Genomic DNA, 26,987 nt, shown 5'->3' with positions numbered 1-26,987 from the left:
ACTAGAATAAAACTCAAAGCGTATTGCTGTTCTGCCCCATTTTTTCTTTTTCTTCATCAATCAGTTTTCTGCGTAATATTTTTCCAACGGCCGTTTTTGGCAGTTCATCCCTGAATTCATAAATTCTTGGTACTTTAAATGCAGCCAAATTCTTTCTGCAGAAGGCGTTTAATTCTTCTTCCGTTTCTTTATAACCAGCCTTAAAAACAATATACGCTTTTACTGTTTCACCGCGGTATGCGTCTGGAATCCCCGCTACAACAGCTTCCTGAACAGCCTCGTGTTCATAGAGCACTTCTTCAACCTCTCTTGGATAAATATTATATCCACCTGCAATAATCATATCTTTTTTCCTGTCAACGATGTAAAAATAGCCTTCTTCATCCATATACCCCATATCACCGGTACACATCCAGCCATTCTGTAAAACATTATCTGTTTCTTGCCGCTTACCCCAATATCCTTTCATCACTTGCGGTCCTTTCACGGCTACTTCGCCAACTTCACCCACGGCGGCTTCTTCATTTGTTTCCATATTGATTATTTTGCAGTCTGTATCCGGCCATGGAACACCAATACTCCCATTCACTCTGTCAGCCCAGACAAAATTAGAATGTGTTACTGGTGACGTTTCAGTCAGTCCATACCCCTCAACTAATCGTCCGCCGGTAACACTTTCGAACTGATCCTGAACTTCAGCGGGTAATGGTGCAGATCCACTGATACATGCCTCAATCGAGGACAGATCATATTTCTTCAGCTCCGGATGATGGAGCAACCCGATATATATGGTTGGTGCTCCGGGAAATAGGGTCGGTTTTTGTTTATGAATTGTTTTCAAAACTTCTTTCGTATCAAATTTTGGAAGTAAAATCATTTTTGAACCATACATCATCGACATATTCATAACCGTGGTCATTCCGTATACATGGAAAAACGGCAGTACTCCCAACACAATTTGCTCAGATGGATCCATTCTGTACAACCAGGCATTACACATTTGAACATTCGCTACCAGGTTACGGTGTGTAAGCATGACACCTTTTGGATGCCCTGTCGTTCCTCCCGTATATTGTAATAATGCAAGGTCTTCCGTTGGATCAACCTCTACCGGCTGATAATTACTATCCGATCGATCCATCATATTTAGCCAAATGTGTGTATCATCCGTTTCTTCGGTTTTAACCACCATATTATATTGCCTTTTTTGGATAATAGGATAAATCTTATTTTTAGGGAACGGAAGATAATCCTTTATTCCTGTAACAATCGTGTGTTTCAGTTCAGTATTTCCTCTGATGTTCGTAACTCGCGGCAGCAATATATCAAGACAGACAATGAACGCTGCTCCCGAATCATTCAATTGATACTCAATTTCTCTTTCTTTGTACAACGGGTTTGTCTGAACAACCGTACCTCCCGCCATTAATGTTCCATAGTAGCTGATCACTCCCTGGGGGCAGTTAGGCAGCATAACGGCAACCCGGTCACCTTTTTCAAGACCAAGTGACTGCAAGTAGGATGCCATTTTTTTTGAAGCCGTATACACTTCAGAGAATGACATTTCATTCCTCATAAAATGAAGCGCTTTCTTTTCCGGGTATAATGCAGCAGTTCTTCTCAAAAAATCATGCAGCGGCTTGTCATCATAGGTTAATGAAGTTGCAATTTCTTTCGGATAATGACGATGCCAAGGCCTTCTGTCCATTTTTCTCCTCCTCCTTTTTTACCTCCATGTCTTCATTATACCGATTAATTCGCATTTTTTGAAATTTTATTTATCAATTATTCGATGATTTTTTCAGCCTCGCTGTTTCTGCGGTCGGAATAATAAACAGATGCTGCCGTCATTCCAGGCATAATTCAATTCCAATCAAGCAACACCAATTAAAAATTGTTCTTAAATCAAGACTCTTGTCATAAAGATTATTGCTATCCAACAATTGAACTAAACTGCGACATAGTATGATGTTCTACCACCGCTGCGGAAATACACGTCGCTTTCACTTCCAGCATAAGAGCGACATCAGCTCAAGAAAATCACTTTCGCTGTGTCTTCTTTACCGTGGGCGGCTGATGAGCCTCTGCTCCCACAGGAGTCCGCTTATTTCCTCCGCTATTACTACGTTTATGACTCTTTGCTTATAGAATAACGGTTGATACCACTACACTAGTCCGGGTGAGCGGAGGGCGGTGACTCCTGCGGGAACAGCACGAGTCCGAAGACCCCGCAGAGCGGTTTTCTCAAGGGGGCTAAGGCCGTGCCCGCGGAAAGCATCCGCCCGGAGCGATCCCGGACGGAATGGCGAGAGGTAGATGTAATTATAAAACACATTCCAGAACTTATGTCGCAGTTTATGCATTTTGTGTAATAACAGCAACCTTTTAGAAATTAGCCTATATTAAATATATGATACCTATAACCGCAAAAATAACCGCGACGACCATTAATATTTTGGCCAACGTTTCCAATATATTCAATGTATTCTCCCCTATCCAATACTGGCTCCAATAACGAATGACAATCCTATCGAAATCATCATGGATATGAAGCCGATAGCCCTGTTGTCCTGACCAATTTCTTTATCCACATTAATTGTCGGCGTCAAAAATTCAAATATGAAATAGCCGAGCAGCAATAATAAAAATCCAAACACACCCCACCCGATACTCTGAAGCAGTGTATCATTATGCTCAATGGAGTAACGGAAAATGGTCGCGATGCCAAAAATTTTCCCGCCCGTTGCCAATGCTACCGCAATGTTGCCATTTTTGATTTCCCGCCAGTTTTTATAAGACGTAACCAATTCAAATACAGCCAGAAAAACAATGGTGCATAAAATGACAACACTGTATCTTGCCGCAATCTCCACGAAAATATTCTCCCAGAACCCAGTCATGAACAGATTTCCCCTTTCCCGATCAGCTCAGTTTTACAATCGTTGCACCACTGCCGCCTTCACCTGCCGACCCTGCTCGTGCATCGGATATCCGCGGATGTTTTTTGGCAAAATCATTGACACCCTGGCGCAATGCTCCAGTCCCTTTTCCATGGATGATGGATACTTGCGGATAACCGGCAAGCAACGCATCGTCAATATATTTTTCAAGCTGTAACAGTGCCTCTTCATACCGTTCCCCTCTTAAGTCAAGTTCGGTTTTTACGTGGTAGTTCGAACCTTTTACCGTTGCAAGCGGTTTTTCCGATATCGTACTTTTTTTACTTACAAACTGCAGTTCATCCCGTTTTACTTTGACTTTCATGATTCCAACCTGTACATAGTATTCATTATTCCCGACTTTTTCCAAAACGGTGCCATTCTGATTTACTGATAATAATTTTATTTCGTCACCAGGTTGTAACTGTTGCTTCGCTGCTGATGCATTTTTTGGTTTCTCCCGTTTCTTTTCTGAAAGGTTTGGTTTTGCTTCATCAAGCATTTTCCTGGCTTCAATCCACTCATGCTCTTTTAATTCCGCACCGGATTTCATTTTGCGGATTTCATCAACAATTGTCTCTGCTTCTTCCCGTGCATTCTGCAGTGCTCTTTCCGCTTTCTCCTCCGCTTTCCTAAAAAGAGTTTCCCGATTGTTCTCAAACTGCTTCCACTCTTTTGAAAGATCGTTGTGTAAAGCTTTGCTTTCCTCCAGTACCTCATGTGCTTCCTGATAATCAGATTCTGCCTGTCGATGGGACTTTTCCAGAGATGCAATCATATTTTCCACACTTTTTGAGTCAATGCCAATGTGATTTTTGGCCTGACTGATAATATCATCCTTCAGTCCCAAGCGCTTTGATATTTCGAATGCATTACTACGCCCTGGAACGCCAATCAGCAAGCGATAAGTTGGCTGTAAGGTTTTAACATCAAATTCAACAGAGGCATTGACAACCTCTTCACGATTGTACCCATACGCTTTAAGTTCGGGATAATGGGTGGTAGCAACAATACGCGCACCCCGGGACACCACATCATCCAATATGGACATGGCGAGCGCTGCCCCTTCCTGCGGGTCTGTTCCTGCACCAAGCTCATCGAATAATACGAGCGATTTATGGTTAACATGCTGCAAGATGGAAACAATGTTGGTCATATGCGAAGAAAATGTACTCAAATTTTGTTCGATGGACTGTTCGTCGCCGATATCCGCATAAACATCTTCAAAAACTGCCATTTTGCAGCCATCAAATGCAGGAATTCGCAATCCGGATTGTGCCATTAGAGTACAAAGTCCAATCATTTTCAATGTAACGGTTTTACCCCCGGTATTCGGTCCGGTAATAACAATCGCAGTATAGTCATCGCCCAGTGCAATATCATTTGCTACCACTTCATCATTTTCAATCAACGGATGCCTTGCTTGTTGCATCTTAATGATTCCGGAATCATTCATCGCCGGTTTGGCTGCTTTCATATGCATCCCCAATTTTGCCCGGGCAGCGATAAAATCAATTTTTGCCAGCACTTCAATATTTTCAGTCAAATAGCTTTCATTTTCGGCGATATGACCAGTCAATTCACGAAGAATCCGGTCTGTCTCCTGTTTCTCTTTCACCTTGGATTCCTGCAGCTGATTATTCAAATCAACAACTGCTTTTGGTTCCATAAATAATGTAGCACCTGATGCGGACTGGTCGTGAACAATTCCACCGATTGACCCGCGATATTCCGCTTTGACGGGCAATACATACCGGTCGTTACGAATGGTTATGATCGCATCAGAAAGCATACTTGATTTGGATTTGGTGTAACTGTCCAATTTGTCCCGGACTCTGCTTTCGAATGTCTTAATCGATGAACGGATGCTTTTCAGTTTAATCGAAGCACTATCCATCATGTTGCCGTTGTCATCAATACACGTGCTGATGTGATTTTCCAATTGCCGCAAAGACTCAATTCGCTGAACAAGTGACTGAAGTATCGGCAGCTCTTCTTCCATTTTTGCCATGAAATTTTTTACCTGGCGCCCTGCGTATAGTGTAGTGGCAATGTCCAGGCACTCATTTGTATTCAAGACACCGCCAATCACGCTTCGCTTAATTCCAGCCCGGATATCTTTAATGCCACCCAACGGAATGGACGTATTAAGCCGGAAAATTTGGCTTACTTCATCTGTTTCATCCTGCAGCCGAATGACGTTTTCCATCTCCGTTTCAGGCTTCAGCCGGGTGCAATACTCCTTGCCAAGCGAAGTGGCTGCCTGATTGGCTAATTGTTCGGTTATCTTATTGAATTCCAGTACACGAAGAATTCGTTCATTCATAAATACGTGCTCCTTTAATGTTCTCGCTCATTACTTATTACGATTAAAATAATCCATTAGTTTCGCTTTTGGCCATGTATTGATGACCGAATCTTTTTCAATCCATCCTCTTCTTGCCGCACCAATTCCATATTCCATATGTTCGAGCATCAGGTAATCATGGGCATCTGTATCAATTGCAATCGGAACACCCGCCTCCTGTGCCTTTCGCAGCCATTCACTGGAAAGATCGAGACGGTTGGGGTTCGCATTCAGTTCAAGTGCTGTATCTGTCTGTTTCGCCCGTTCAATTAATTTTTCCACATCTGCTTGATACCCCGCACGACGTCCAATCAGTCTGCCGGTCGGATGGGCAATCAGTGAGACAAAAGGATTGTCCAATGCAGCATATAACCGCTCCATAATCTTCTCTTCCGACTGATTAAAGCCTGAATGAATCGCCCCAATCACAAAATCCATTTCCTTCAGAAAATCATCGTCGAAATTTAATGTGCCATTCGGCAAAATATCCATTTCCACACCCGCAAAAATCTGAATATCGGAATATTTATCATTCAACCGATTGATTTCTTCACGCTGTTTACGCAACCTGGTCTCATTTAAACCATTTGCAACCTGTAAAAATTTAGAGTGATCTGTAATACAGATGTACTCATACTTTTTCCCTCTGGCACGGTTGACCATTTCTTCAATTGACTGCGCCCCATCACTCCAGGTCGTATGCATGTGCAAATCGCCACGGATATCCTTCCGTTCGATCAATGAGAGGGTTTTCCCTGTATATTGATCAATTTCACCAGTGTTTTCCCTTACTTCTGGCGGAATATATTCCAGACCAAAATGATGGAAGAACTGTTCCTCACTGTTAAATGTCAGTGTTTCATCGGTTTCTTCAACTTCCACTCCATATTCATTAATCTTTTCCCCTTTGGATTTGGCAAGCTGGCGCATTGCAACATTATGGTCCTTGGACCCGGTAAAGTGGTGCAGTGTAGAAGCAAATTCTTCCGGAGCAACAATCCGGAAATCAATATTTACATCGTATGCCTCATCTAAGGTTACCGAAACCTTAGTATCCCCTTTCGCAATTACGTCTTTAATGTTATCCAGTTTTAATAAGTCATCCCTGACCTCTACCGGATTGTCGGCTGCTATAATAAAATCAATATCTTTAATTGTTTCCCGCATTCTCCGCAGACTCCCGGCGCGCGAAAAATCTTTAATGGACGACATTTCCTGCAAGTATGATTCAATCCGCTCGGCAATTGGCAGAATGGTTGCTATTGGCAAACGTTCCGGTCGTTTATTGGCATTTTCCAAAGCTGTCAATATTTTTTCGGCTGTCTTTTTACCGAATCCGTCAAGCTTTTCCACTTCTCCTTCATTAATTGCTTTTTTTAGTGTTTGTGCGTCTGTTACTCCTGATTCCTGAAATAATTTCGCCAGTTTCTTCCCGCCAAGACCTGGTAAATCCAGCAATGGAATTAACCCGGCCGGAACCTCTTTCTCAAGCTGTGCCAATGTTTCAGAAGATCCGTTTTGAATATATTCATTGATTACAGTCGCTGTCCCTTTTCCGATACCTTTTATTTTCGTAAAATCGTTGATATCCGTGAGAGAACGGTCATCCCGCTCAAGTGCCTGCGCTGCCTTTCGATAAGCAGATATCTTAAAAGGATTTTCCCCTTTCAATTCCAGATAAGTTCCAATTTTCTCAAGTAATTTAATAACATCTTTTTTATTCACTTCCATTATCCATCACCTGCATGTAATTTTATAAACCAATTTTCCAAGCAACCTATTGCTTCCTTTTTCTTATCAAACAACAATCACTGTGAAAACTTCCTAATAAAAAGACTGATTCATTAGAAGGTTATCTTTATTGTACATGACATACAACAAAAATCCCTAATTAATTGAACCAGCCTCTTTACGTTTAACCCTTTAATATCTAGTCCACCTGTGCGAACCAGAGATCCATAATCTTTTCCGACAAAAACGGTGTATACTCAATTATCAATAATGCCACCCATGAATCATTAATCCAGGATTGAACCTGTGCCAATGGTGTCAAAGCCAGAATATATAATAATATAAAAATAATCAGGTAAACTTCAACGAATCCGAGTACAGCACCAAGCAACTTATTTACCGAATGTAAGACAGGCAAATCCGCCACGAAGTCAAGCATGGAGGCAATAATTTGCATAATGATTTTTACTGCGAAAAATATTATCGCAAACGCCACAGCATTATAAAATGCTGCTTCAAGTGGCATTGATTCAAGAAAATCAGCCCACACACTGCTGTTCTCAAGTTCCGGGTATGGAATCCACAGTGCCAGTCTATCCGAAAGTTCATTATAATATATTGCAGCAATAATAAAGGCTGTTATAAATCCAAGCAGATGAAATGCTTGGAGGACAAATCCCCGTTTCAGCCCCATCAAAAAACCAAAAATAAGTATAATAATTAACAATAAATCTACCATTCGTCATTTATCCTCTTTCTTGTTTATTGACCCAAGCAAACTTGCATATTCTTCCTTCAGCTTCATATAATCATTCATTGTATTTACCGCTGTCAGGACTGCCAGTTCACTTGTATTCAATTGTTGGTTTGCATCATGAATTTCGCGCATTTTCTGGTCAACCAAATTTGCAACGAGCCGGACATGCTGCGGCTCTTCGGTTCCTATAATCGTATATGGTTTATTTTGTATTTCAACCGTTACTCGTGTTTTATCATTCCGGGTCACACGGATACCCCCCTGAAAAATAGTTCACTTTATATTAACACAAAGTCAGGCAGACAGGAAACTGTTGCAGTGCAAAACACTCATTTCATTTCCCTTTCCAGTCTGCTATAGTGAATAGAGAAAATTATTGGAGGATGACTATGGGACAACTCATTTATCGTTATTCACAGGATTCCATTGCCAAAATGAAACAGCACTATGCTGAGTCACTGCAATCAACACCACAAGGGGCCATTTTCAGGGCCAGAACACCGCATACAGTCATCACTGCATACAAATCCGGTAAAGTGATGTTTCAGGGTAACCGTCCCGAAGCAGAAGCTGACAAGTGGGGGGCAGATCCATTAACGGACACTAAACCTGGACCAAAGAAAAGAAATAGGAAGGGTTCCCTGTTCACACCGCCGGCAACCCTCTTTACAAGTAATCACATCGGGTCGGATGAAGCCGGTACAGGGGATTATTTTGGGCCAATCACAACCGCAGCTGCATTTGTTAAGCAGGAGCAGTTGGAATTACTCAAAGAACTGGGGGTACAGGATTCTAAAAATTTATCCGATACATCCATCCGAAAAATTGCTGCCGATATCATGCATCTGGACATGCCGTATTCACTGCTGATACTGCATAACGAAAAATATAACGATTTGCAGAAAAAGGGATGGACCCAGGGAAAAATGAAAGCAATGCTGCACCATCATGCCATTAATAACGTTCGTAAAAAGATTGGAACCAAACAGCTTGATGGCATTCTCATTGACCAGTTTTGTGAGCCGCATGTTTATAAAAAACATATCGCATCCGAAAACGAGGAACTGGCAGACAATACTTTTTTCATGACCAAAGCAGAGAGCAGCTCACTCGCAGTTGCTGCCGGTTCGATCATCGCCCGGGCAAGCTTTTTGAATGAAATGGATAAATTGTCCGATCAGGTCGGATTCACCTTGCCAAAAGGAGCGTCCAAAAAAGTTGATATAACCATTGCTAAGATCATCAAAGCAAAAGGGAAGAATAGTTTAACCACATGTGCCAAAACACATTTTGCAAACACCAAAAAAGCGTCGGTTTATTTATGAGAAGAAATTTCGGGCAGCATACCAAGTTCTCTACTTTCGTACGGTACAAAACTTGTGCTGTATATGCCAAAAATAAACTGTAAAAAGCGGAAATGCCGTATTTGGCATTTCCACTTTTTTAAACCGTTTAAGACCTTACATATGCATCAAACTGGTCATTAACTTTCGCCACAATTTCCTGATAAGACTGCTCAACCTCATCATCTTTCAACGTCTTTTCAGGATCCTGATACAGCAGACTTATGGCGATTGATTTTTTACCTTCTTCCAAATGCTCCCCTTTATAGACATCAAATATATAGACGTTTTGAACCAGTGGAGCGCCCGTTTCTTCAATTACTTCTTGAATATCGCCGGCCTGCACATTCTCATCCACTATAAACGCAATGTCTCTTGAAACGGATGGATATTTAGGTATCGGCTGATAGCTCGTTGTATTTCGGTACACTTCAAATACATAATCCATATCAATATCGAATACATATGTCTCTTTTATATCCAGTGTTTTCTCCAATTTTGGATGAACTTGTCCCAAATAGCCAACCGTTTGATGGTTCAATGTTATGGCAGCACATCTGCCTGGATGCAGATCATTAAGTTTAGCCTGTTTAAAGTCAATTTGAATATCAAGAAAGTCAAACAGCCCTTCCACAATTCCTTTGACAAGATAAAAGTCCACCTGTTTCTTCTCCTGCTGCCACAGATGTGCAAGCCAGTTACCTGTGAGCACACCCGAAGCCCGCAATTTCTCTTTCGGTTGATTGGTCAGCTCTTTTTCGTTTGAAATAAAAACTTTTCCCAGTTCGTAGTAGGCAAGATCCCTCTGATTCCTGGCCAGGTTGTACGATACAGTTCGCAGGAGTTCAGGAATAAGACTTAGTCTGAGTGTTTTATGATCTTCTGTCATCGGCATGGCCAAACGAACCTTATTGGGGTTCAACTTGTCTATTTCAGGACTGATGAACATTTGGGCCAGCTCATCTTTAGTCAATGAATACGTAATAGTTTCCATCAAACCGGAACTTTCCAGATAACCTTTCACTTCCCTTTTTAAAAGCTGCTGCTTCGTGAGTCCGCCTGCCTGGGATGATCCTTCCGGCAATGTAAAAGGAAGATTGTCATAGCCATAGATACGCGCAACTTCTTCCAGCATATCTTCAAAGATGTTGATATCTCCACGTCGGGTTGGGACCGTTACTGAAAATTCGTCTCCATGCTGTTCAAATGAAAATTGCAGTCTATTTAAAATGACACTGATTTCATCCGTATCAATTTGTGTACCTAGACGTTTGTTGATTTCAGCCGTATTGATCGCAACTATTTTTTCAGAGCGGTCCAGCTCATCAAATATCGCCGGTTCAGCCAACACAGTTCCCCCTGCATATTGCTGCAAAAGATATGCTGCCCGTTTCCCTGCACGATAAACTCGGTTTGGGTCTATGCCTTTCTCATACCGTGTACTCGACTCACTCCGCAATCCAGTTTCGTTGACAGTCCTTCTTACAGACTTCGGATTAAAATATGCTGCTTCAAGTAAAATTGTTTTGGTATCATTGTTGACTTCTGTATTTTTGCCCCCCATTACACCGGCAAGTGCAACAGGTTCGGTACCGTTTGTAATGGCAAGATTGTTTGATGAAAGATTTCTTTCCACATCATCGAGTGTAACCATTTTCTCATTTTCCTTGGCACGACGCACAACAATCCTATCAGAGTTCAGCAAATCGAAATCAAATGCATGCAGCGGCTGGCCATACTCCAGCAATACATAGTTGGTAATATCGACGACATTGTTAATTGGTCTAATGCCAGCTGCCATCAATGCATTGCGCATCCATAATGGTGACTGGCGGATTTCCAAATCTTTAATGATAAATGCCCCATAATAAGGATTTAAATCCGGGTCATCCACTTTCACTAACACATGATCTGTCGCTTTTTCAGAACTGAATTCCACTGATTCATCTGGCAGGGTTATGTTCTGATTTAATATTGCTGCTACTTCATATGCTACGCCAAGCATATTCAAGCAATCTGCACGGTTTGGCGTCAAATCGAACTCCAGCACCGCATCATTCAAATTTAATAGCGGCGCAACACTTTCACCGATTACAGTATCATCAGAAAATACAAAAATCCCTTCTGCAATATCCTTTGGCACATATTTTTCTTCAATTCCCAACTCCTGCAATGAACATATCATGCCATTGGATTCGACACCGCGCAATTTTACCTTCTTAATTTTGAAGTTTCCCGGCAGAACTGCCCCAGGTTTGGCAACGGCCACTTTTTGTCCTTGTTTGATATTCGGTGCACCGCAAATAATCTGCAATGTTTCATCACCGACATCAACCTGGCACAAATTCAGTTTATCCGCATTTGGATGTTTCTCGCATGATTCCACATACCCGGTTACCACACCAGAACTTTTATCAGCAATATACTCAATTCCATCAACTTCGATACCCGTTTTCGTTATTTTTTCAGCAAGTTCTTCCGGGCTGATATCACCGACGTCCACATAATTCTTTAACCAGTTAACAGATACTAACATTAAAGGATACCTCCTTTTGCATGATGATACTGACGCAGAAACCGTACGTCATTTGTATAGAACTGACGGATATCATCGATGCCGTATTTCAGCATTGCGATACGATCCGGTCCCATTCCGAACGCAAATCCGCTATATACTTCCGGGTCATATCCGGCCATTTCCAGCACACGCGGATGGACCATGCCGGCACCCAGTATTTCAATCCAGCCTGATTGTTTACAAACAGAACAGCCTTCACCGTTACAAACCTTACACGATATATCCATTTCGACGGAAGGCTCAGTGAAAGGGAAAAAGCTGGGACGCAGCCTGATTTCCCGGTCCTGTCCGAACATTTTTTTGGCAAACCGGTCAAGGATGCCTTTTAAATCGCTCATCCGCACATTTTTGTCCACGTACAACCCTTCAATTTGTGTAAATTGATGAGAATGGGTGGCATCATCCGTATCCCGGCGGTAAACCTTTCCGGGACAAATCATTTTAACCGGCTGATTACCTTCGTACTGATTCATTGTCCGGGCCTGAACAGGTGATGTATGTGTTCTGAGCAGCAGCTCATTGGTTAAATAAAACGTATCCTGCATATCGCGCGCCGGATGGTCTTTCGGCAGATTCAGGGCTTCAAAATTATAATAATCCGTTTCCACTTCCGGACCTTCTTTTATTTCAAAACCCATTCCAATAAACAGATCCTCAATATCTTCAATAATACTTGTTAACAGATGCGGTCCGCCTGCTTGAACAGGCCGTCCAGGCAATGTAACATCCAAGGTTTCTTTTTCCAATTGTTCTTCCAACACTTTTTCTTCAAGTACATCACTTTTTGTTTCAATTTGTGCCGAAATGGTTTCCCTGACCTTGTTTGCTATTTCCCCGACAACCGGCCGCTCCTCTTTAGAAAGTTTTCCCATTCCTCTGAGTACTCCTGTCAAAGAGCCTTTTTTGCCAAGAACTTCCACTTTAATATCCTGCAGTTCATTCAAGGAATAGGCATTCTTGATTTTGTTCAATGTTTCTTCCTGAATGGCATACAGTTCATCCTTCATCATGATTCCTCCTTATATTTTAATCCGTTCATAACGCACGGTAATGCAATAACAGCAACCTCCATGGAGCATAAGCGGAAACACAAAAAACCCCGCCCCCTTAATTGAAGGGACGAGGTTCTTAGTCGCGGTACCACCCTTATTGACACAACTATTATGTGTCCGGCTCATGTTTGATAACGGATAAAATTACCCGGTACACCTTTACTTGTATCAACAAGGTCCAAGTGTCTGCTCCAGAGTGAAATGTAATAATCCATCGGCAGAGATGCTCGCAGTCTGTGACACCTCTTCCCTTTGCCGACATTTTCGATTATAACGCGCTCTTTCGTTGCATGTATTGTTCATCATTAACATTTAAACTCAATTATTATCTTCTAATATAATACATTAAGATGCCGGCTGCAACACTAACGTTCAGCGACTCTGCTCTACCATATATTGGAATGTTTACAATTGAATCCGCAAGCTGCAATATATCGTCCTGTATACCTGCTCCCTCATTACCGACAATCAGTGCGGTTTTTTCGGGGACAGTTGCTGTTTCGAATGGTACCGCTTCGGTTAACGCAGATGCCCAGATTTCATAGCCCTGCTGTTTCAGCTTAGGAATTTCATTTACGATGTTCACGCGGCTAATGGGAATATGAAATAATGATCCTTGTGTGGCACGAATCACTTTGTCATTATATGAATCGACGGTTTCATCGCCAAGCAGAACCGCATCAAATCCTGCTGCATCAGCCGTTCGAATCATTGTACCTAAATTTCCCGGATCTTGTATGGCATCGACCAGCAACACCGATCCTCCACCGTTTGCAGCCATTTTCCTCATACTGACAATCGCTGCTATTCCTTGTGGTGCTTCCGTTCGTGCTACATATTTAAAAACTTCATTATTGACAGAAACATTATTCCGGCACCAATCAGGAACGCTTATTCCCTCCTCAGCTATTACTTCGATGATTTCCCATCCACTTCTGTATGCTTCCTCAATCAGGTGATGCCCTTCAATGAAAAAAGTGCCGGTCTTTTCCCGGTTTTTCCGCTTCCCCAGCTTTTTCCATTGTTTGACCTTATGATTATAAATCGATGTGATCATGACGTTCATCCTCATCAGCTTATATTTATATACATCGTTAACTCACAGGTTTAACCCAATTCATTAAGTCAGATTAGCGAAGAACACCAGTAATTTCCTTTTTTTACCTGAAAATCAATGGTATATCCGCACACGATGAAAGTTCACTATAACATCATACATATTTCCCGCTGTTTTGGTCAAACTATCGTTAATCCAAAAAATTGTGAGAGGTGTTATGTATGGATTTGAATTTACGTAAAGCAATTGTTACAAATATTGCTTCCAACAATCAGGATGAACTTGAAGCCACGATTGTGGATGCCATTCAACAAGGCGAAGAGAAAATGCTTCCGGGCCTAGGTGTGCTTTTTGAATTGATCTGGCAGCAATCCGATGAAGAAAACAAGCAGGAAATGATTGACTCCCTTGAACAAGGAGTCAAACATGCCTCAACCCAGGAATAAAAAATTTATCCAAACGAAGATAGATGCACAACCGGCATCTGTCTTTTTTTATAGAGAAATGTTTTTGACACAAAATCCATAAACTGCGACATAGAATTTCCAATTAAACAGAATTAGTACAGCTCTTCGACCGCGCCGTTGGGTGTCTTCTTGACCGTGGGCAAGTGCCAAGCCCTTCTCAGCTCGTACCTCGCCTGCGGGGACCCCCTTGCCTAGCTTTTACTTCTCGCAGGAGTCTCGCATATTCCAACGGCTGGTAATTAATATGGCGTGTTTCCCCTGAAGTACAGCAGCTCTTTGCTTTTATACAGTGGTTTCGTGCCAAATTACGACGCAATTGCACTTTATACAGTGGAGGATTAGCGAACAAAATACCAACGGAGGAAATACATAGAGACCTCCTGGGGGAACTGAGGCCTAGGTGAGACTCGTAGTGCGTCAGCAATCTCTTCTGCGAGGAGTGCTACCTCATCGAAATCACACTTGCAACACGACTAGCACGAAGAGGCTCATCAGCCGCCCCCGGTAAAGAAGACACAGCGAAAGTGATTTTCTTGAGCTGATGTCGCACTTATGCTGGAAGTGAAAGCGAAGTGTATTTCCGTAGCGGTGTCACGGCGCTAAATTTTTTCAGTATGTCGCAGTTTAGTTCAACTATAGAATTGCAGAGGAAAATTCATAAAAAAACTTTTACAAAAATGAGTCTAATAACCTATTAAATAACAATGTCGCTGATTAATTTGAAACTTTTCTACTAAATCACACCTGTTTTACACACAATAATCGGTTTTTATGAATCTCAATCTATTAAATTATCTTGATTCCAAAACAAAAATAATACAAAAGAACTAGAAAATCCCCAACGTAATTCGACACTATTTGACTATAATTCCAGTAAATAGTATATAATGTTTTTATTATCCATTGTTATTAAGATTGCATCTTAATAATACATATATTTATAAGGAATACAGGGAGGAGAGTTCAGGAGTATGGATGAGACAGCTAATAACGGAAATAAGAAACAGGGGCTTTCCAAAAAAGTAATTGCCATTTTAGTAGTTGCTTTAGTTATTATTGGCGGCAGTGTAGCAGCCTATGCCCTAATGACCGGGTCTGCCAAGGCGCAATATTTCCTGGCAGAAAAGAACACAATTGAATTTATTGGTGAGCAACTGGAGGAACGGTACCAGCCGGAGTTTGACTGGGCCAAGCAGGCAAGTGAAAATCCAACCGAAACCGCTATTGAATTATCGGCGGAATATAATGGCCCGCCCGCAATGGGAATGCCTGTGAACCCGCAGATTCTGAATAACGCAACAATTGACTTGACAACACAGCTGGATCAACAGGAATCAGAACTTTCCACTGATGTTCAAGTGAATTTTGGGGGGTTGGCCATTAACGATATCAGCGTATACATGAATGCTGATGATTTAATGCTGCAACTTCCTTTTCTGCAAAAAACAATTAAAATTACCGACAAAGGTCTGAGCGAACTACTTAAGGAATCTGGCCCAACCATAAACGGTGAACTCGATTTCAACACATTTTTCAAAAGCATGAATGGGGCACTTTCTGAAGAGGACCGGAAATATATCAAGGAAGAATACCTGACTTTTATTTACGAGCAGCTTCCAAAAGATGCTTTCCAATCTGCAGAAGAAACTGTAAAAGTACAGGACAAATCCATTGATGCGAAAAAAATAACGATGCAACTTTCCGAAAAACAAGTAAAAAATATGATCACATCTGTCCTTGAAAAGATGAAAAAGGATGATAAATTAAAAGGAATGATCAAAGACCAGATTAAAATGCAGCAATTTGGGACGCTCTCTGCTGGTACCATGGCCAATCCGGTTCAGAATGCCATGGAAAACTTCGATAAATCACTTGAAGAAGCAATTAAGGGAGTAAAAGTTTTTCAGATTCCGGACGGCCTGACATCTGAAATATGGGTAAGTGAAGACCTGATTGTTAAACGAAACGTGGAAATCAGCATGGCTCCCAAAGATGCAGAACCTGCCGCGTTAAATCTAAACGGGACACAGTTATTAACAGACAAATCCCAAAAAGTTGACTATACAGCGACGGTAACCGATCCTGCAATAGGTGAGGAATCAACACTTAATATAACGGCCAATCTTTCAAATAAAGATAATAAAGTGGATGATTCGATTTCACTCTCCGGCGGAAATACCAAAATTACGTATAATGGGTCATCCACACTTGAAGAAGGAACTCGGGAATTCGAACGGACACTATCTATAGAAGGTGCAGGTACCTTCATATGGTCAGGTGAAGCGACATATAACAATGATAAAATGTCATCAGAGAATAACTTAACAATGGAATCTCCTGATCTGCAGCAGGATATGATCAGCCTGCAAATTGATAAGGAAGCAAAAACTATTAAAAAAGTTGATCAGCCGGATAATTCCAATGTGAAAGACATAAGTGAAATGTCCACTGTGGAAATTCAGCGATACATTCAGCAGGAAGTACGGCCGCATTTCCAGAAATGGATTATGGAAATCATGGGGGCTCCGGTTCCTGGCGAGACACAGGGTTTTTAATGAGGAAGTGAACACATGACATTTTTCAAACATATATTCCTTTTTTTGCAAAATGATTTGAAGAAATTGAAGAGGAAGTGGATATCACTTCCTCTTCTTTTACTGTTTCCAATCATATTTGTATCATTGTGTGCGGTTATAGCCATTTCCATTTTTTCACCTGACGAAAAGAATCCGGTGCAGGTAGGGCTCGTTGACCTCGATCAGTCCAAAGAAACAAAAATGGTGATGAATCTGATTGAAGAGTCCTCACAGTTAGGTAATTACATAAAAATTGAAGGTTTAACCAAACAACAGGCCAAGCAAAAAATAAAGAATGAATGGAGTGCGTATATCACGTTTCCGGAAGATTTTACCGAAGACTTATACAATGGTACACCGGTCACAGTACATGTTACCGGAAATCCGAACAAACGAGCCAATAGTTATATGGTTAAAGAACTGCTCGACAGTATTGCCAGACATATCCGGACGTCACAAGCAAATATCCTGACCATTAACTATTATGCTGAGCAATTACCTATTAGTGAGTCGGTTCGTGAGGATATGCTGTTTCAGCAGTTCACCAATTTTCTGCTGTATACAATGGGAAAAGATAAAATTATTGACAAGGAACACTTAGTCAATCATGCAACAAGCTCCCCTGTCCATTACTATTTACTTTCCGGTTGGTTTATCATTATTACCATCTGGCTGTTATCTTTCTATTCATTCTTTACACGAGAAGAGGAAGAGCAGATGAAACGGCGGATGATTTTGTATGGTGTTACACCAATGGTTCAGCAGATTGCCAAGATCATAACGGTCTTTCTTTTAACAGCTGTTCTGGCTGCGGCATCCCTGTATATCTTCGTATCTTCAATGAACATAACACTTTACGGGGAAGACATACTCCGAATTGGTATTATCACTGGATTGTATGGCATAACGTTCCTGACAGCGCTCGCTATTATCGAAACATTGGTGAACGGGCCAAAAATCCGCATGCTGGTGCAGGTCTTGATCACGGGGATGCTGCTCCTTGCAAGCGGTGCAATATTGCCGACGCTGTATTTTCCGCTGTATATACAAAATCTGCTTCCATATGTTTTTACTAGCGAAAGTTTTTATTGGCTGCAGGAAATTCTGTTAAACAAGAGATTGTATGCAGATTTTATACCCCTTTCATTGATGGCCTCGGTTGCAGTCTTCCTTTTCTTGGGACTGTCATTTTGGAAGGAGCGTGGCATGAGATGAAGAATATAATCGAAACACGTATGATCCATTGGAAAAAACAATGGCTCAGTCTCGTTTTCTGGCTGTTATTTCCAATTATCGCAACATGGGCAATTATTGCCGGAACAAATTCGCTTGCAAATGATACCAAAGTTCCGGTCGGCATTGTGTTGGAAGAGCAGACGGACGCATCAATTGAACTTGTTGAAGAAATAAAATCCGCTCCGTTAGTTCGAACTTCGATCCTTTCAGAAAAGGAAGCTCTTAACAGCTTGCAGAAACACAATCTCGACAGTGTTTTCATTATCCATGATGGCTTTCAGGAAAAAATCCTACAAAACGAACGCAATCAGTTGATTACAGGCTACCGCTCAGACTTATCCTTTGCCTTCACGCCGGTTAAGGAAATGATACTATCCTATGTTCAACAGGAAACCGGCCGAGCAAAAGCGGCATTTGTCGTACAACAGTTGGAAAGCAAATACAAAGGAAATAAAAATTGGTCTGCTGAAGAGGTTATTAAAAAAAGCAAAGATATCCAACAAGATGAAAATCTACTGACAACCTCATTTTCATTTAGTAATTCGCCAGTGAAAACCGGAGAAAACCAGCCATTATTCACCATATGGGGAGTTTGGGGGCTATTCTGCATCTTATCAGCACTATTTATTTTTGACTGGGTAATCAAAGAAAAGAACGCAAAAGCTGCTATTCGGTTTGCATTTTCACGCACATCATTAAAATCCTATTTCATACAGAATTTTGTCTTGTACACGCTTTTGTTTTTGATTGTAGATGCGATGGCTGTTGTCTTTTTCTATGTATGGTTTGGCGAGTGGACCAGCATTCTTAACCTGATTATATTCCGGATATGGATAAATATGGCCGCATTTTTGCTGGCACAGCTGTTTTCGAATACATATTTATACTACACAACTTCTTTCGGAGCGTTACTTATTACAGGGATTTGCAGCGGAGCAATTTTACCATCCGGAATCATTTCAAATTGGAAGTGGTTTGAGCAGATAAATCCGCTTCGTCCGTTAATCGAGGGTGAATTTATCAGTGTATGGATGATTATGATTATAACTCTTGCGATTGTGTGGGTATTTGGAAAGGGGAAAAACAATGCTTCGTATAAGCGAATTAACTAAATCATTCGGTAAGAAAACAATACTTGATTCCATTTCATTCACCGTTGAACCTGGAGAAATAATTGGACTGGTCGGGGAGAACGGTGCCGGTAAATCAACCATGCTGCATATGCTGGCAACCTTAACGACACCTGATTCTGGAGACATTTCACTGAAGGATTTAACTTACGGCAAAAATAATAAAAAAATTCGCAAACAGATAGGGTTTGTTGCACAGGATATTGCGTTATGGAACGATTTTAACGTCAAAGAGAATATGACTTTTTTCGAAAAAATTTCATGGGGACATAAAAATAAAGACGAATTGCGCGAACTTTGCCTTGACATGAATCTTGATAAATGGGATGAACCGGTAAAGACACTTTCAGGCGGTATGAAGCGAAAATTAAACTTAGCAGTAAGTCTGATTCATGACCCATCCCTTTTGCTTCTTGATGAGCCAACGGTTGGAATTGATTTGAAATCCCGCAAAGAAATCGGTGCCTATCTTCGCACACAAGCAAAACAAAATGAGAAAATGATCCTTTACACATCCCACGATATGGATGAAATCGAAAGCTTGTGTGACAGAATCTACTGCATCGGCAACGATCCTTTTTACTTTGACATATTAACAAAAGCGGGCAAAAGTCCGAAATTGCTTTAACAAACTGAAGCGCCTCATGGCGCTTCAGTTTATTTTTATGCCGTTACAATTTCTTTTACTTTATCATTATCCAGTTTCTTAATCGTTTCGACAATCAATTTCACTGCATTTTCGAAATCGTCGCGGTGCAAAATGGCTGCATGTGAATGAATATAACGAGTTGCCACTGTGATGGAAAGTGCAGGAACACCGTTAGCGGTCAGATGGATGGAACCGGAGTCTGTACCCCCGCCAGCCATTGATGCATACTGGAACGGAATATTATTTTCCTCCGCTGTATCCACAACAACTTCCCGAACACCTTTATGCGAAACCATCGATGCATCGTATAAAATAATTTGCGGCCCTTCGCCCAGCTTGCTGTCAGCGTCTTTATCAGAAATACCAGGTGTGTCACCGGCAATTCCAACATCAACGCCAAAGCCAATGTCCGGTTTAATCGCATGTGTAGAAGTTTTGGCGCCCCGCAGGCCAACTTCTTCCTGAATAGTACCTACACCATAAACCGTGTTTGGGTGGTCCGCACCTTGCAATTGTTTTAAAACCTCAATCGCAATGGCACATCCGATTCGATTGTCCCACGCTTTTGCAAGAAGCATTTTTTCATTTTTCAGCTGTGTAAACTCGAAATAAGGCACTACCGAGTCACCCGGACGTACGCCGAATTCTTTCGCCTCTTCCTGGCTTGAAGCACCAATGTCAATAAACATATCCTTAATTTCAACTGGCTTCTTTCTCGCTTCAGCAGACAGTACATGAGGCGGCTTGGAACCGATTACACCTGTAACATCTCCTTTTTTGGACATGATGGTTACCCGCTGTGCGAGCATCACTTGACTCCACCATCCGCCAACAGTCTGAAAATAAATGAACCCATTCTCATCGATACGGGTCACCATGAATCCTACCTCATCCAAATGACCGGCTACCATAATTTTCGGACCATTCGCATCACCCGTTTTTTCAGCAATTAAACTTCCCAGATTGTCCATATAAACGTTGTCTGCATATGGAGTAATGTACTTTTCCATCACTTCTCTTGGTTCTTTTTCATTACCAGGAATTCCTTTTGCATCGGTAAGGTCTTTTAACATTGTGTTCATTTCATCCAATTTTGCCATATGTACAAACCTCCTAAAATTTGTCCTCTTTTATTATAACGGTAATTATCGAAATCGCAAAATTTTTCATATTCAATAGCCTTGATCCTGACGTTCATAGTTTATTTCATTTTTCTCCAGATAGGCTTTCTGAATGGCTTTTTCTTCAAAACCTAGCAGTTCTCCCAACTGAACAAAATATTCAAAAAGTGTTATGTAATTGGTTTCTGTCGGGTGTTCCCGGAATTCCGTAGTTGCACTGAATACCCGATTAAATTGATCTGTTTCACTCTCACATGGGACGGTACCACTCCCACCATGATACTCAAACCCTTTTTCCAGACCAAGTGATAGCAGAAAATGAACACCATCCACATACTCTTCCAGAATCACAGATATATCACTTCTCTGCTTGGTACTCCAAAACTTGAAGCATCGTGTCTCATTGGCCAGTTCTCCAAGTTCCACCAGCAGCGCCAGAGATTTTTCTTTAAATACATCCCTGCCCGATAAATCGTGTTGAGCTTCAATATAGTTGTCCAATTGCTTTTGCATGCTGTACAGTTCTGACCAGTCCATGAAATTCCCCTTTTCTTATATTAGTTTCAGTTCGAAATATTTGCTGCCTATTAACACTCGTAATTGAACTAAACTGCACCATAGTATGATGTTCTACCACCGCTGCGGAAATACACTTCGCTTTCCGGGGGCGGCTGCTGAGCCTCTTCGTGCTATCGCACTTCAGTGTCTCACCTATGCCTCAGCTCTCGAGTGAAGGAAGGCCGACTAAAACCGACCTTTGCGGCCAACGTCGACATACCCTTTGCCGGGGCAAGGCCATACTAGGGTAAAGAAGACACAGCGAAAGTGATTTTCTTGAGCTGATGTCGCACTCATGCCAGTGGTGAAAGCATCCGCCCGGAGCGATCCCGGACGGTAGGACGAGAACGGACGAATTATGGCAAATATTCTAGTAGTTATGTCGCAGTTTATGGATATTACGTTAAACACAAGATCTTTTAAAAAGCAACTTTATATTATTGTATCACGAATTCGGGATAATTTTGAAACCAGTAACATTCCTGATACGTACAAGGAGATATAAACAATACAGGGAGTCGGTTGGACATGATTGTCATATTATTTCGGATTCTTATTTTAATTGCCCTGGCGCTCATCTTATATACCATCTATAAATATTACCGTAACCCACTGCGGAAGCTTCATATAGCAAAGGACAATGAACAATTTTATATGCTTGATGAATCAGCGGATAGTAAAAAAAATATCCAGCTGGTCTACAGGGGATGCTTATTTGAAGGGGAAAAATATCTCGGCGCTGCGGAGAATTCGTTTGAAGTTGTAAATATTAGTGTTTTCGCAAATGAACCAGCTGAGCTTAGAGGAATAACACGGGATGATCTGTATTTCATTGAAAAAGAACTTTTGATCCGCTATCCCTACGCTAAAATTGAATGGAAACACCCGATTAATAAATTACTGATTACACCCCTCGATTAGAAAAGCTAGTTGCGACCTAGCCTTTATGTAACAACCATACTCACATGAAAATACGCACCTCTCGGAGGTGCGTATTTTCATGTACTGACTTGAAAAAAATCATTCCATTTTATGATAATCTCTTTACGACGCAATACGTAGATTAGCGGAAGTAAAACTGCCAACAAAACGAGGACATATAATGGTGAAAGACTTGAGATCCATTTCCCAATCGACGTGTATAACAGGGCTAAAGGAATATTTGAGAGCAGGGACGACTTCATATACCCTTTAAAATCCGCTGATATTTCAATCAGACATAATGAGAGAAGATGAAAGTGTATGAAAGGAATTAGCCGCATGAGAGCAACTTGTGATGTAGTAAGTTTGGAGTTGTTACCAATAATTTTTTGTTTCAAATTTAACAGTCTGTTTAATGTTCCCGGCATCCAGCGAATAATGCCATAAAAAATGATGCTTGACAATGTAATTCCTACTACAGAGTACACTGTTCCGGCAACTGTTCCAAAAATGATACCACCGGAAATACAGATTAAAACAACAGGAAGAAAAAATAATGGCCGTAATAAATGGCAGCTGATAAACAAAAATGGAGCAAAAAAACCACCAGTTTCAACAAGCGCTAATAAATAATTGCCAAACAGGTCCATATCCAGCCTCCTTTACCTTTACCTCCTCTGGTCATAAATTTGAATCTTAATAAATGTGTATGACAAGAGACGAGCCTTTATGACATCCGAATCAGGAACCAAGCAATTAATACGATATGAATCAATAGAAGAAGCGGCATTCCCATTGCAAATAAAACGTGTTTTGTCTTGTGGCGAAACTTTTTCATTCCGGCAAATGCTCCTGCAGATCCTCCGAGTAAACCGGAAAGCCAAAGCGTTCGTTCCGATATGCGCCGTTTATGCTTTCTTGCTTTTCGTTTATCCACTCCCATTAGTATGTAAGCCAGGCAATTAATAACGACAAGATATATCCAAAAAATGATACCGGACATGTTATTTCCCCTCTAATACAGAAAGACCAAACCATTTCATCGGTTTGGTCTGTTTCCTGCAATTTATTTAAGAGCTGATTTTGCTTTTTCAGCAAGTTGAGCAAAGCCTTTTTCATCATGAACGGCAAGGTCGGACAGCATCTTGCGGTTCACTTCAATTCCGGCAGTTTTCAAACCATGCATCATTTTGCTATATGAGATATCATTCATACGTGCTGCAGCATTGATACGTGCAATCCAAAGTTTGCGGAATTCGCGTTTCCTCTGTTTACGGTCACGATATGCATATTGACCTGATTTCATTACTTGCTGTTTCGCTGTTTTAAATAGCGTTCTCTTCGAACCATAATATCCTTTAGCTAACTTTAACACGCGTTTACGACGTCTGCGTGTAACTGTTCCACCTTTTACACGTGGCATAGTAATTCCCTCCTAATGCGATAAAAAAATCGTTTTTATGAAATAGCTTGATGCTTATTTATACGGCATCATTGTTTTTATGCGTTTGAAATCTCCTGCAGAAACAACTGTTGACTTACGCAGCTTACGCTTTTGTTTTTGAGATTTGTGAGCGAACATATGGCTTGTGTACGCATGTGAACGTTTAAGCTTTCCGGTACCTGTTTTTTTGAAGCGTTTTTGAGAACCTTTATGGGTTTTCATTTTAGGCATAGTTAGTTCCTCCTTGTAAGCATGAATAATTATTTTTCGTTTAATGGTGCAAGCATCATGAACATGTTTCGGCCTTCCATCTTCGGTTTGGATTCAACCGTGGCAACATCCTTTGCTTCTTCAGCAAGCCGATCCAGTACTTCCCGTCCGAGCTCTTTATGCGTGATTGCACGACCACGGAAGCGAACAGATGCTTTAACCTTATCCCCTTTGCTCAGGAACTTTCTGGCATTCTTCAATTTCGTATTGAAATCATGCTCACCAATTCCCGGCGTAAAGCGAACCTCTTTGACATTAATTACTTTTTGCTTCTTGCGGGCTTCTTTCTCTTTTTTCTGCTGTTCAAAACGATATTTCCCGAAGTCCATGATACGACAGACCGGTGGTTTTGCTTTTGGTGCAACAAGCACAAGGTCCAAGTTCCGTGTTTGGGCAATATCAAGTGCTTCATTGCGTGATTTCACTCCAAGCTGATCACCGTTCGAGTCGATAAGACGTACTTCTTTAGCACGAATCTTTTCATTGACATTCATATCTTTGCTAATCGCCAGCCACCTCCAGATTTTTGTTTTGCTGATCCTGACAAGTCATACGTAAAAAAGTGTCGGTACAATATGCACCCACACTTCTCCAATAGTCTATTTAAAGAATTCGGAACCAGTCAACTGCAATAACATTGCGTCAATCAGGTGAGAAGCGGGTGCTTCTGCTTGTCTTCAGATCAATTATTAAATTCAACTTCAATAGAATACCACGTAATCCTTCTTTTGTCAAAGTATGATTTATTATTAAGCTTAAATTAAGCATAGCGCAGTGTTAAAAACATAAAAAGCCCGGATATCACAATCATCGCGAATCCGGGTATCCATCCACTACAGCTTTCGGAGTGCTTTTGTTTCGATTTCTTTTTTAACCATATCTTCAAACAAATCGTAAACCATTGTCTCGGATTGTTGTTCACCGTATCGACGGACATTAACTGATCCATTTTCAATTTCCTTGTCACCGAGTACCAAAGCAAATGGGATTTTTTGAGTTTGTGCTTCACGAATTTTGTAACCAATTTTTTCATCGCGCTCATCAACTGAAACACGAACACCGCTCTTCCGTAATTTATCAGCAATTTCTTTTGCATAATCCAGGTGCACATCCGGTGAAACAGGGATGATTCTTGCCTGAACCGGTGCCAGCCATGTTGGAAATACCCCTTTATATTCCTCAATAAGGAAAGCAACAAACCGTTCCATTGTACCGACAACCCCGCGGTGGATTACAACGGGACGATGCTGCTGGCCATCTTCCCCAATATACGTTAAATCGAATTGTTCCGGTAGATGGAAATCCAATTGCACCGTTGATAATGTTTCGTCTTTGCCTAATGCTGTCTGTACTTGCACATCGAGTTTTGGACCGTAAAAAGCGGCTTCCCCGATCGCTTCGACATATTCAACTTCCATATCATCCAGTGTCTCTTTCAGCATCGACTGTGCTTTTTCCCACATTGCATCATTGTCAACATATTTCTCCTTGTCTTCAGGATCACGATAGGAAAGACGAAAATAATACTTATCAATCCCGAAATCTTTATAAACCTGCTGTATCAATTCCACCACACGAATAAACTCATCCTTGAGCTGATCCGGACGGGCAAAGATATGTGCGTCATTTAATGTCATGGCACGCACCCGTTGCAGCCCGGCTAATGCCCCGGACATTTCGTGCCGATGCATCATACCAAGCTCAGCGATTCGGACCGGCAAATTTCGATAGCTGTACAATTGATTCTTGTAGACCATCATATGATGCGGGCAGTTCATCGGACGAAGTATTAATTCCTCATTGTCCATCTCCATCGGAGGAAAAATATCGTCCTGATAATGATCCCAATGTCCGCTTGTCTTGTAGAGATCAACGCTTCCAAGTGCGGGTGTATAAACATGATCATATCCCAGCCGTTCTTCGAGATCTACAATATAGCGTTCAATATTCCGGCGTATTGTTGCACCTTTTGGAAGCCATAACGGCAATCCTTGACCGACTTTTTGGGAAACGGTGAAAATTTCCAGTTCCTTGCCCAGTTTACGATGATCGCGTTCTTTTCTTTCCTCAAGAATGCGTAAGTGCTCATCAAGCTCTGATTGTTTCGCAAAAGCTGTTCCATAAATGCGCTGCAATTGTTTATTGTTACTGTCACCACGCCAATATGCTCCTGAAATGCTCAATAGTTTGAATGCTTTTATCTTGCTTGTCGAAGGAACATGGATTCCCCGACAAAGGTCAAAGAATTCACCTTGCTTATAAATTGTCACTTGTTCATTTTCAGGAATGGCATCAATCAGCTCCAGCTTCAGATTATCACCGATTTCACGAAACATTTTTTTTGCCTGGTCACGTGTTACTTCCATTCGTTCAATCGCCAGGTTTTCATCGATAATTCGTTTCATTTCCTTTTCAATTTTTGGAAGATCTTCGGGTTTCAATGATTGTTCCAGATCCATATCGTAATAGAATCCTTCTTCGATTACAGGACCGACTCCAAAACGCACATTTTTGAACAGTCGTTTAATTGCCTGGGCCATCAAATGTGCAGTCGAATGGCGCATTATTTCAATACCTTCCTGATTTTTGTAGGTGACAATTTCGATGGTACCACTCTGCTGCAATTCACGCCGTAAATCAAACAATACCCCATCGAGTTTAATAGCTAGTGCCTGTTTTTTAAGTCCTGGTGAAATCGAACCCGCAATTTCTTCACCGGTGATTCCTTGTGCAAATTGTTTATTTGCTCCATCAGGAAAAGTAATTGTTATTTCATCCATAGTTTGACAGCTCCTTCATGTAATAGTAGAT

At 41.3% G+C, this 26,987-nt stretch carries 24 protein-coding genes and 1 other annotated feature; of the genes, 7 read left to right on the top strand and 17 right to left on the bottom strand.

Annotated features, from left to right (window positions below; genetic code table 11):
• Nucleotides 1–13: 13 nt before the first annotated feature.
• From ABD010_RS08715 to zapA, 6 genes are all read right to left on the bottom strand, one after another.
• The gene (locus ABD010_RS08715; protein ID WP_343812145.1) at nt 14–1,708 is read right to left on the bottom strand and encodes a long-chain-fatty-acid--CoA ligase; all 1,695 of its coding nucleotides are present in this window, start codon (nt 1,706–1,708) and stop codon (nt 14–16) included.
• A gap of 784 nt (nt 1,709–2,492) precedes the next feature.
• The gene (locus tag ABD010_RS08710; RefSeq protein ID WP_343812143.1) at nt 2,493–2,900 is read right to left on the bottom strand and encodes a DUF350 domain-containing protein; all 408 of its coding nucleotides are present in this window, start codon (nt 2,898–2,900) and stop codon (nt 2,493–2,495) included.
• 22 nt (nt 2,901–2,922) lie between these two features.
• The gene (locus ABD010_RS08705; RefSeq protein WP_343812142.1) at nt 2,923–5,265 is read right to left on the bottom strand and encodes an endonuclease MutS2; all 2,343 of its coding nucleotides are present in this window, start codon (nt 5,263–5,265) and stop codon (nt 2,923–2,925) included.
• A gap of 30 nt (nt 5,266–5,295) precedes the next feature.
• The gene (gene polX / locus ABD010_RS08700; RefSeq protein WP_343812140.1) at nt 5,296–7,017 is read right to left on the bottom strand and encodes a DNA polymerase/3'-5' exonuclease PolX; all 1,722 of its coding nucleotides are present in this window, start codon (nt 7,015–7,017) and stop codon (nt 5,296–5,298) included.
• Between the two features lie 199 nt (nt 7,018–7,216).
• Nucleotides 7,217–7,756, bottom strand: a complete 540-nt coding sequence (locus ABD010_RS08695) for a CvpA family protein (protein ID WP_343812138.1) — start codon at nt 7,754–7,756, stop codon at nt 7,217–7,219.
• 3 nt (nt 7,757–7,759) lie between these two features.
• Nucleotides 7,760–8,023, bottom strand: coding sequence for a cell division protein ZapA (gene zapA, locus ABD010_RS08690; RefSeq protein ID WP_343812136.1), 264 nt, complete (start codon nt 8,021–8,023; stop codon nt 7,760–7,762).
• A 140-nt stretch (nt 8,024–8,163) separates the two neighbouring features.
• Here zapA and rnhC point away from each other — a divergent pair, with 140 nt between their 5' ends.
• A complete protein-coding gene (gene rnhC / locus ABD010_RS08685; protein ID WP_343812133.1) occupies nt 8,164–9,099 on the top strand; it encodes a ribonuclease HIII in 936 nt (311 codons plus the stop codon).
• 127 nt (nt 9,100–9,226) lie between these two features.
• Here rnhC and pheT read toward each other — a convergent pair whose 3' ends face one another.
• The 3 genes from pheT to ABD010_RS08670 form a co-directional block, all read right to left on the bottom strand.
• A complete protein-coding gene (gene pheT / locus ABD010_RS08680; RefSeq protein WP_343812132.1) occupies nt 9,227–11,653 on the bottom strand; it encodes a phenylalanine--tRNA ligase subunit beta in 2,427 nt (808 codons plus the stop codon).
• Nucleotides 11,653–12,702: a phenylalanine--tRNA ligase subunit alpha gene (gene pheS, locus ABD010_RS08675; RefSeq protein WP_343812605.1), complete on the bottom strand. Its 1,050-nt coding sequence runs from the start codon at nt 12,700–12,702 to the stop codon at nt 11,653–11,655. Before pheS ends, pheT begins: the two co-directional genes overlap by 1 nt.
• A gap of 370 nt (nt 12,703–13,072) precedes the next feature.
• Nucleotides 13,073–13,804 (bottom strand): TrmH family RNA methyltransferase, encoded by a 732-nt coding sequence (locus ABD010_RS08670; protein WP_343812130.1) that lies wholly within the window; start codon nt 13,802–13,804, stop codon nt 13,073–13,075.
• A 221-nt stretch (nt 13,805–14,025) separates the two neighbouring features.
• On the opposite strand from ABD010_RS08670, the gene sspI reads away from it, so the two are divergent.
• The 5 genes from sspI (at nt 14,026) to ABD010_RS08645 (ending at nt 19,841) form a co-directional block, all read left to right on the top strand.
• Complete coding sequence (sspI, locus tag ABD010_RS08665) at nt 14,026–14,250, top strand: small acid-soluble spore protein SspI (RefSeq protein WP_343812128.1); 225 nt, start codon at nt 14,026–14,028, stop codon at nt 14,248–14,250.
• Between the two features lie 992 nt (nt 14,251–15,242).
• Nucleotides 15,243–16,826 carry a DUF6583 family protein gene (locus ABD010_RS08660; protein WP_343812126.1) on the top strand — a complete coding sequence of 528 codons (1,584 nt, stop codon included), beginning with the start codon at nt 15,243–15,245 and terminating at the stop codon, nt 16,824–16,826.
• Between the two features lie 15 nt (nt 16,827–16,841).
• The gene (locus ABD010_RS08655) at nt 16,842–18,062 is read left to right on the top strand and encodes an ABC transporter permease (RefSeq protein ID WP_343812124.1); all 1,221 of its coding nucleotides are present in this window, start codon (nt 16,842–16,844) and stop codon (nt 18,060–18,062) included.
• A complete protein-coding gene (locus tag ABD010_RS08650; protein ID WP_343812122.1) occupies nt 18,059–19,195 on the top strand; it encodes an ABC transporter permease in 1,137 nt (378 codons plus the stop codon). The genes ABD010_RS08655 and ABD010_RS08650 overlap by 4 nt, the downstream gene beginning before the upstream one ends.
• Entirely contained in the window at nt 19,170–19,841 is a 672-nt protein-coding gene (locus ABD010_RS08645; protein WP_343812120.1) for an ABC transporter ATP-binding protein, read from the top strand. Before ABD010_RS08650 ends, ABD010_RS08645 begins: the two co-directional genes overlap by 26 nt.
• A gap of 35 nt (nt 19,842–19,876) precedes the next feature.
• Here ABD010_RS08645 and ABD010_RS08640 read toward each other — a convergent pair whose 3' ends face one another.
• Entirely contained in the window at nt 19,877–20,962 is a 1,086-nt protein-coding gene (locus ABD010_RS08640) for a M42 family metallopeptidase (RefSeq protein WP_343812118.1), read from the bottom strand.
• 72 nt (nt 20,963–21,034) lie between these two features.
• Nucleotides 21,035–21,520, bottom strand: coding sequence for a dUTP diphosphatase (locus ABD010_RS08635; protein WP_343812116.1), 486 nt, complete (start codon nt 21,518–21,520; stop codon nt 21,035–21,037).
• Nucleotides 21,521–22,069: 549 nt separating this feature from the next.
• On the opposite strand from ABD010_RS08635, the gene ABD010_RS08630 reads away from it, so the two are divergent.
• Nucleotides 22,070–22,462 (top strand): sigma-w pathway protein ysdB, encoded by a 393-nt coding sequence (locus ABD010_RS08630; protein ID WP_343812114.1) that lies wholly within the window; start codon nt 22,070–22,072, stop codon nt 22,460–22,462.
• A 77-nt stretch (nt 22,463–22,539) separates the two neighbouring features.
• Here the strand turns inward: ABD010_RS08630 and ABD010_RS08625 are convergent, their stop codons facing one another.
• From ABD010_RS08625 to thrS, 6 genes are all read right to left on the bottom strand, one after another.
• Nucleotides 22,540–23,112 carry a TVP38/TMEM64 family protein gene (locus tag ABD010_RS08625; protein ID WP_343812112.1) on the bottom strand — a complete coding sequence of 191 codons (573 nt, stop codon included), beginning with the start codon at nt 23,110–23,112 and terminating at the stop codon, nt 22,540–22,542.
• Between the two features lie 77 nt (nt 23,113–23,189).
• Complete coding sequence (locus ABD010_RS08620) at nt 23,190–23,465, bottom strand: DUF1294 domain-containing protein (protein WP_390351009.1); 276 nt, start codon at nt 23,463–23,465, stop codon at nt 23,190–23,192.
• A gap of 63 nt (nt 23,466–23,528) precedes the next feature.
• On the bottom strand, nt 23,529–23,885 hold the full coding sequence (gene rplT / locus ABD010_RS08615; protein WP_343812110.1) for a 50S ribosomal protein L20: 357 nt from the start codon (nt 23,883–23,885) through the stop codon (nt 23,529–23,531).
• A 54-nt stretch (nt 23,886–23,939) separates the two neighbouring features.
• A complete protein-coding gene (gene rpmI, locus ABD010_RS08610) occupies nt 23,940–24,137 on the bottom strand; it encodes a 50S ribosomal protein L35 (RefSeq protein WP_343812108.1) in 198 nt (65 codons plus the stop codon).
• Nucleotides 24,138–24,166: 29 nt separating this feature from the next.
• Complete coding sequence (gene infC, locus ABD010_RS08605) at nt 24,167–24,670, bottom strand: translation initiation factor IF-3 (RefSeq protein WP_343812106.1); 504 nt, start codon at nt 24,668–24,670, stop codon at nt 24,167–24,169.
• 56 nt (nt 24,671–24,726) lie between these two features.
• Nucleotides 24,727–24,855 (bottom strand) — a sequence feature (ribosomal protein L20 leader region).
• Nucleotides 24,856–25,009: 154 nt separating this feature from the next.
• A complete protein-coding gene (gene thrS, locus ABD010_RS08600) occupies nt 25,010–26,956 on the bottom strand; it encodes a threonine--tRNA ligase (RefSeq protein ID WP_343812104.1) in 1,947 nt (648 codons plus the stop codon).
• Nucleotides 26,957–26,987: the final 31 nt, after the last annotated feature.

Source organism: Virgibacillus siamensis (assembly GCF_039522605.1).
GTDB classification, from domain to species: Bacteria; Bacillota; Bacilli; order Bacillales; family Amphibacillaceae; genus Lentibacillus; species Lentibacillus siamensis.
The sequence above is the reverse complement of the archived record's forward strand: the minus strand, read 5'-3'. Positions and strand labels throughout refer to the sequence as shown.